We start from the raw sequence: 1,534 nt of genomic DNA on the forward strand, positions 1-1,534 counted from the left end.
ACCCTGTGAAAAAAATCACTCCAAAAGTTCAATTGACGTCAAAATCAGCCAAAAATAACCAAAAAAGCAAAAAAGATTTCCATATATAAGTGGAAATCTCTAAAAATTGAGTAAAAAGTATTTTTTATCAATAATTTATATAAATTTTTTAATGTAAAAAGATTTCCACTTTCATTTTTCATTTTAGAGAGGCATTAAGCTGTATCTTATGTAGTTTCTGGATGTGCATTTTTAGCCTCTATTTGACGCTTTAAATGCAGTTTTAGAAGAGGTAAAATAAGCTCTACTTCTTCCGTGTCGTTGATGTCTTGAACAAGCTCTTGCAGTTTTCTATAAAGTTCCGCCGCGAGTTCCGCTATATCTTCAGGAGGGATTTTTATATTTGCATCGCGATAGGTTGTATAAGCTATGCGACCAAGCTTTTTCATGAGACCAGCAGGGATGGTAGGCGCTTTAAAACCTGCTGCTTTCGCTTTTGCCATGTCACTAAACATTTCACCTTCACCAGTGACGAGCCAATCTAAGGATATTCCACAGCGATCTTTATATATTCGCATTATAGATGCAGGGGGTTCTTGCAAACCCGTTTCATAATTACGCATAGTCGTTTCAGGAATTTCAAAATGTTTAGCAAATTGCTTGCGTTCCGTGAAACCAAGGGCGCGTCGCACTTCACATAGCCGCTTTGCTAGTTCTGTTTTAGGTTCTTTTTTAGGGCGTGCCAAAAATGCTCCTTATTTATATTGAGTCTCGTTTTAAATTACAGGATTTTAAAAAGAGATTCCCCATTCATTTTAGAGTAGCATTAAGCCGTATTTTGTGTAGTTTCTAGATGTACTCTTTCAGCTTCTATTTGACGCTTTAAATGAATTTTAAGAAGAGGGAAAGTTGCCTCTACTTCTTCCATGTCGTTGATGTCTTGAACAAGCTCTTGCAGTTTTCTATAAAGTTCCGCCGCGAGTTCCGCTATATCTTCAGGGGGGAGTTTTATTTTAGCATCGCGATAGGTTGTATAAGCTATGCGACCAAGCTTTTTCATGAGACCAGCAGGGATGGTGGGTGCTTTAAAACCTGCTGCTTTCGCTTTTGCCATGTCACTAAACATTTCGCCTTCACCAGTGACAAGCCAGTCTAAGGATATTCCACAGCGATCTTTATATATTCGCAGTATAGATGCAGGAGGCTCTCGTAAACCCGTTTCATAATTGCGCATAGTCGTTTCGGGAATATCAAAATGTTTAGCAAATTGTTTGCGCTCTGTAAAACCAAGGGTGTGTCGTATTTCACGCAATCGTTTTGCCAGTTCTGTTGTAGGTTCTTTTTCAGGGCGTGCCAAAAAAATCACTCCAAATGACATTTGGGTATTTACAAAAGCCTATTTAGGCTGTATACCTATTATTACCGCCCGATATAGAGGGCAGATATTTTACAATTAACCCCACAAAAAACGGATGTGGGAGCATCCGTTTGAAGCAGGAGCGAAAGTTATGACAACCACACAAACATGCATCCAAGTTTGGGATCGCCATAGTAT

2 protein-coding genes are annotated in these 1,534 nt (G+C 38.8%); both read right to left on the minus strand.

Going from position 1 to position 1,534, the window contains the following annotated elements:
• Positions 1-206: 206 nt before the first annotated feature.
• Positions 207-725 carry a helix-turn-helix domain-containing protein gene (locus tag ACFINH_RS09785; protein WP_375632974.1) on the minus strand — a complete coding sequence of 173 codons (519 nt, stop codon included), beginning with the start codon at positions 723-725 and terminating at the stop codon, positions 207-209.
• Between the two features lie 80 nt (positions 726-805).
• On the minus strand, positions 806-1,336 hold the full coding sequence (locus tag ACFINH_RS09790; protein WP_375632976.1) for a helix-turn-helix domain-containing protein: 531 nt from the start codon (positions 1,334-1,336) through the stop codon (positions 806-808).
• Positions 1,337-1,534: the final 198 nt, after the last annotated feature.

This window comes from Bartonella sp. AA74HLJMH (genome assembly GCF_042197045.1).
GTDB lineage: Bacteria > Pseudomonadota > Alphaproteobacteria > Rhizobiales > Rhizobiaceae > Bartonella.